This is a genomic window from Nonlabens sp., from assembly GCF_965660805.1.
Taxonomy (GTDB): Bacteria; Bacteroidota; Bacteroidia; order Flavobacteriales; family Flavobacteriaceae; genus Nonlabens.
The window spans coordinates 1-6,167 of the sequence record NZ_CBFIBE010000066.1 but is presented as its reverse complement, the minus strand read 5'-3'; the positions used below and the strand labels follow the sequence as shown (position 1 = coordinate 6,167).

General features: G+C 35.7%; 4 protein-coding genes. 3 read left to right on the top strand and 1 reads right to left on the bottom strand.

Going from position 1 to position 6,167, the window contains the following annotated elements; translation table 11 throughout:
• Both tilS and ACTF48_RS10735 read left to right on the top strand, forming a co-directional pair.
• The coding region (gene tilS, locus ACTF48_RS10740; protein ID WP_438963158.1) for a tRNA lysidine(34) synthetase TilS at positions 1-336 on the top strand (336 nt) is incomplete at its 5' end.
• Positions 333-2,372: a protein-disulfide reductase DsbD family protein gene (locus tag ACTF48_RS10735; RefSeq protein ID WP_438963157.1), complete on the top strand. Its 2,040-nt coding sequence runs from the start codon at positions 333-335 to the stop codon at positions 2,370-2,372. The genes tilS and ACTF48_RS10735, both read left to right, overlap by 4 nt.
• 613 nt (positions 2,373-2,985) lie before the next feature.
• On the opposite strand, the gene ACTF48_RS10730 is transcribed toward ACTF48_RS10735, so the two are convergent.
• The gene (locus ACTF48_RS10730; RefSeq protein WP_438963156.1) at positions 2,986-4,284 is read right to left on the bottom strand and encodes an OmpA family protein; all 1,299 of its coding nucleotides are present in this window, start codon (positions 4,282-4,284) and stop codon (positions 2,986-2,988) included.
• A 258-nt stretch (positions 4,285-4,542) separates the two neighbouring features.
• Here ACTF48_RS10730 and ACTF48_RS10725 point away from each other — a divergent pair, with 258 nt between their 5' ends.
• On the top strand, positions 4,543-5,937 hold the full coding sequence (locus tag ACTF48_RS10725) for a nucleotide sugar dehydrogenase (protein ID WP_438963155.1): 1,395 nt from the start codon (positions 4,543-4,545) through the stop codon (positions 5,935-5,937).
• Positions 5,938-6,167: the final 230 nt, after the last annotated feature.

Sequence of the window (6,167 nt, the reverse complement as noted above, 5' to 3'; positions counted from 1 at the left end):
AACTTAGAAACGCTGGAAGTATCAAAACCGCTGGAACTGGTAAAAGCAAATAAGTCTAAAAATATCGCTTATTTAGACGCCCAAAAAGTACCTTTTCCATTAACCTTGCGCAGCTGGAAACAAGGTGATCGCATACAACCATTAGGCATGAAAGGAACTAAGTTAGTAAGTGATGTGCTAACTGATAGCAAAGTTTCTTTCACAGCTAAAGAAAAAATAGTAGTATTGACACTAGATGAAGAAATATTATGGATTGTAGGAATACGTTCCAGTAATCTTTATAAAGTAACTTCATCCACTAAAACATTAATCAAACTAACTTATAATACCTTATGAGAATTCTTTTTATAGCTTTAATAGCACTCATGAGCCTTCAACTTACTGCTCAAGTTGAGGACCCAACGGAATGGACTACTAGTGTTCAAAAAATATCTGATACAGAATATATTTTAATTACTGATGTCTCTATAAAACCAGGATGGCATTTATATTCTCAAGCAAAAGGAGAGAAAGATGAAGGTCCATTACCTACAGAGTTTAGCTTTTTTGATACAGACCAGTATGATTTGATAGGTGTTAATAAAGAAAAAGGTTCTTATGCAGACTATGAAAAAGTCTGGGAAATGGATGTGTATCATTTTGGTAATTATGCGCATTTTGAGCAAAAGGTAAAGCTCAAAAATCCAGAACTTACATACATTCCTGCTGAGGCTTATTTTATGGTCTGTGATGATACACAGTGTTTACCACCATCTCCAGAACCTTTAATTTTTAAGTTAGATGATCAAGTAGATGTAGTACCAGATGATATCATTAATGCTTTTTATGATGCTGGTGTAGCACCTGTAACCGCTCAAGGCCCAGCTGCCAGTACCATTAAAAAAAAAGGAGATAAGCACGAGAAGAAGGATCTAGGAGAAGAAGACGAGGAAGAAGAAAAAGATAAGAGTCTGTGGATTGTGTTTTTTCTTTCATTTTTAGGAGGATTTGCTGCTTTGTTAACGCCTTGCATGTTTCCCATGATTCCTTTAACGGTAAGTTTCTTTACTAAGCAAAGTCAGAATAGGGTACAAGGGATACGTAACGCTATTTTATATGGGGTTTTTATAATTGCCATCTATGTTCTGTTAGGATCTGCTATTGTTGCTATATTTGGTATAGAAGCGCTTAATGAGCTTTCTACTAGTGTCACCTTTAATATTGCCTTTTTTGTAATTCTCATTGTTTTTGCCTTGTCCTTTTTGGGAGCCTTTGAAATTACGTTACCACAATCATGGGCAAACAGTGCCGATAAGCAATCGAATCGAGGAGGAATTATTGGGATCTTTTTTATGGCGCTGGCGCTGGCTATTATTTCTTTTTCTTGCACAGGTCCTATAGTAGGTTCTATATTATTTGAATCATCTAGTAAAGGTGGAATTGCACCTATAATAGGTATGTTAGGATTCTCTACAGCCATCGCACTGCCATTTGCCTTATTTGCAATATTCCCGGGATGGATGAATAGTTTGCCTAAATCTGGTGGCTGGTTAAATACCGTAAAAGTGTTCTTAGGGTTCTTAGAGCTGGCATTTGCTTTTAAATTTCTTTCTAATGCAGACCTTGTAATGCAATGGGGTTTACTTACCAGAGAAGTGTTTTTAGTGATATGGGTAGCTATTTTTGGTACTATGGCTTTATATCTATTTGGGAAAATTAAATTACCACACGATGGACCAGAGACTCAAATTTCTGTAGGTAGGTTGTTGATTGGTATTTTTTCTTTATGTTTTGCGATTTATCTATTACCAGGAATATGGGGCGCTCCGTTAAAAATAATTAGTGGTTTTCCACCACCTATGAAGTATAGTGAATCTCCTTATGGAGTAGGTTATACAAAGTCTTCAGGTTTTACCAGTAATACAGAGACTTTAAAATTGCCAGAAGGCGCAGAGCTAGGGGAATATGATATCATCACTTTTCATGATTATGAAGCTGGACTCGCTTATGCAAAGAAAATAGGCAAGCCAGCACTAGTAGATTTTACAGGTCATGCTTGTGTAAATTGTAGAAGAATGGAGCAACTGGTTTGGGGAGAGCAAGAGGTGCTATCCATACTGAAAGGCGATGTGGTAATGATATCTTTATATGTGGATGAAAAGAAAAAGTTGCCTAAAGAAGAACATTATATGAGTGATGTAACGGGTAAAATGGTCAGAACCACAGGGAATAAATGGTCAGAATTACAAATTAAAAACTATCAGATTAACGCACAGCCCTATTATGCTATAATAGGTTCAGATGGAGCAGATTTGATCAAACCAGTAGGTTACACACCAGATGCTGACGAATTTGAAGAATGGTTGAAATCTGGGATTAAAAAGTATAAGTAACTTATGGTGTTGTTTTGTCCGTTCAACTCAAAATCCACAAAGTGTCAAAAGCCATCTTTTTCAGATGGCTTTTTTTATGAGCTGTTATGAATTAGCGCCTAGCTAACAATTGTACATTATAATAATTATGGAACTTATGATGAGTTTATGAGCAATCCTTCTCATTATTATGGTAAATGTTTAATATGGTTTAAATCTAGTCCATATAAATGTTCCGGTTCTAGGAGGTAAAAAAGCTTGATTGTCCTTTGAAAGTATATCTACGATAGGTAGAATAATTGTGATGAATTTGGTTTCATATCCATGTAGATGTTGTAAACACAATTTAATAGAATGAATACTGATTCGTCTTGAATAAAACGTATTTATAGAGGTTAAGGGATTAAAATAACTGATTTTAGGCATCCTAAAGCTGTATGATTCCATTAATACGGATTTTCAGCTTCATCTAAGCAAAAAACAATTCCATTTATTTTAACGACACTATAAACATAAATTGGTATAAATCATTTTCTGTAGTCTAGCTAACATTGAAAATGATCATTGTTAATTAGAGAGCATAAAAAAAGGGTCGCGATTCGCGACCCTTTTTTAAATAATATTTCGTTAAGAATTAGTTCACCTTAAAAGTAACTCTTCTTACTAATTGTCTTGCCTCTTCAGATTCCTTTTTAACCGATGCATCTTCGCCATTACCTTTATGTGATAATCTAGAAGCATCTATTCCAGAAGCGATTAATACATCATAAACCACCTTAGCACGACGCTCAGAAAGGTTTTTGTTGAACTCTGGAGTTCCGAGCTCATCTGAATAACCCGTAAGAGTTGCCGTAGCGCTTGGGTTATTGTTCATATAAGTTACTATGGTATTAATGGATTCTAGAGAATATAGTGCTGGCTTAGTGCTGCTGTATAGGAAGTACACATTTACATAGCCTTCATTGATTAATTTCTTAATCACACCGTTTTGACTAGTACCATCCATTCCGTTGGAACCTGGTGTAAAGTTAGATAAGTCATTTTTAGACGCATAACGCATATCAAGTGCACTTTCTAAATCATCTGGAATACCATTTTTATTCATATCAAGAGCACGACCATTTTTATCTACACGTACACCACTTTCTGTAGTGTTGTCACGATCTAGATAATTAGGTACACCATCTTTATCATCATCAGCATATTCTTTTGCCATTTGATCCATTTGAGCCATTAACTCATCGATTTTTTCTTCTGCGTCAAAAATATGCCAGTCAGCATGAGTATCTCCTTTACCCAAATAGATATTTAAACCGAAAGAAGCATTAATTACTAATCCGTTAAAACCTCTTGTTCCAGTTCTAGAAAGACCATCAAGTGTGATGTCCTGCATTGCATGACCTAAAACAGAAAAATCTGCAAATAAAGCCATGTTATTAGTTAAACGATATTGAGGGGTTATACCAGCTTGAAGGTTCACCATCCATTCTTCTGATTTTAATACAGCATCTGTACCTTTAAAATAAGAAGCACCTAAACCAGCGTGAAGAAGAAGACCTAGTCTGTCATGAAGTTTGTTCAAGCCCATGATGTGACCAGCATTAACTACACCTTCTAGAGTTGTTCTGAAATATCTGGTATCAAATTCAATACTGTTTTTATCATTAGTGAAACTGTTAAAACCGAAGTCAGCATTGAATCCAAATTTTTCATTTACCATATACCTTACGCCTATATCTCCTTGAAATAAGGAAGGTGTATTAGCAAATGCTCCATTAGAGAACGGTCTCGTAGGTTTAGAAATACCAGCTCCTAAGTCTATAGACCACTTGTTATAACCCGTTGTAGCATCTACTTGATCTTGTGCTGCTTGTTCTTGTCCTACAGCCATTAAACTGCATAATACCAAAGAAAATGTAATAATTTTTTTCATAATTTTTTTCTTGTGTTTAATTTGCAAATATATAATTTATGTGTGTAAAAGTTTCGTCTATGGACCTTTTTTAATAAAAGCGTTGTTTTTAAGTTTTTTCCCATAAATTTACCACGTGAAGAGTTTTTTAATTAGAACATTCGATAAAGACAAGTGAGAAGTTTACCTTTTCAATAACCTTGTATATTGTTTGAATCTTTCTTTCAAGGTCCCTTATTAAAAGAATTCTAGTTAATTTTGTAGAACCAAAATTTTAGTATGATTGTTAAAAATATTTGCTGCATTGGTGCAGGATATGTAGGTGGCCCTACCATGACGATGATCGCTGCAAAATGTCCCGAAATCCAAGTGAACGTTGTTGATATTAATGAAAAACGTATTGCTTTATGGAATGATCCTAACGTGGATAACATTCCTATCTACGAGCCTGGATTGTCAGACTTAGTAGCACAAACTAGAGGTGTGAACTTACATTTCTCAACTCAGGTGGATGAGGCGATTCACGCTGCAGATATGATTTTTATTTCTGTCAATACGCCTACAAAAACCTATGGAGTAGGTAAAGGAATGGCAGCAGATCTTAAATATATAGAGCTTTGCGCCAGACAAATAGCGTCAGTAGCTACTAGTGATAAAATAATTGTAGAAAAATCTACATTACCAGTTAGAACGGCAGAAGCCTTGAGAAGTATTTTAGATAATACTGGTAATGGTGTTCATTTTGATATTCTATCTAATCCAGAGTTTTTGGCAGAAGGATCTGCTGTTTCAGATTTGTTGAATCCAGATCGTGTTTTAATAGGAGGAGAAGATACAGAAAGAGGTAAAAAAGCGCAACAGGCCTTAGTGGATATTTATGCCAATTGGGTGCCAAAAGATCAAATTTTAACCACAAATGTGTGGTCTTCAGAGCTTTCTAAGCTCACGGCAAATGCTTTTTTAGCGCAACGAGTAAGTAGTATCAATGCGCTATCAGAGCTTTGTGAAGTAACTGAGGCAGACATCAGTGAGGTAGCAAGAGCTATAGGAACCGATTCTAGGATCGGTCCAAAGTTTTTAAAAGCCTCTGTAGGTTTTGGTGGATCCTGTTTTCAGAAAGATATACTGAACTTGGTTTATATAGCTCAAACCTATGGATTACAAGAAGTGGCAGACTACTGGGAACAAGTGATTATCATGAACGATCATCAAAAACGTAGATTTGCCAAGAAAATAGTCAAAACTCTTTTTAACACGGTTTCAGGCAAAAAAATAGCAATTTTCGGTTGGGCTTTCAAAAAAGACACAAATGATACAAGAGAGTCTGCTGCTATCTATGTGGCAGATTATTTGTTAAATGAGCAGGCAGAGATTGTGGTGTACGATCCTAAAGTTACGGCCCAGCAAATTTATAACGATCTAGATTACTTAGGGACCAGATCTAGTGAAGAAAACAGAAGGCTTTTAAAAGTGGTTGAAACACCATTAGACGCTGTTGAAAATGCGCATACAACAGCAATTCTTACAGAGTGGAATGAATTCATAGATTACGACTGGAAAGAAATCTATGACCTCATGCTAAAGCCAGCATTTTTATTTGATGGTCGTATGATTTTAGATCACGAGCAATTAAAAAGCATAGGTTTTGAAGTCTATACCATAGGTAGAGGCTGATCCCGAACTCACTTTGGCAGGTTCTAAACTTAGTAAAATGAGACCCATGAATAATTTAGAGAAGGGACTGTATTTATAAATCCTATAAGGGCGACTTTAGGGGTTCAGTAAATCATTTGGCCTTGTGGTAAAAGAGTAACAAGGACCACAACCAGCAGTAAAAACAGCAACAGCTGAAGAAAATTAAACTTAGAAAAGAATACATAATTACGGGAGAAAGCAGGCAGATG

Excerpts from the sequence above, each read along its gene's own strand:
- ACTF48_RS10735 (WP_438963157.1), top strand. The coding sequence starts at position 333 with ATGAGAATTCTTTTTATAGCTTTAATAGCACTCATGAGCCTTCAACTT.
- ACTF48_RS10730 (WP_438963156.1), bottom strand. The coding sequence starts at position 4,284 with ATGAAAAAAATTATTACATTTTCTTTGGTATTATGCAGTTTAATGGCT.
- ACTF48_RS10725 (WP_438963155.1), top strand. The coding sequence starts at position 4,543 with ATGATTGTTAAAAATATTTGCTGCATTGGTGCAGGATATGTAGGTGGC.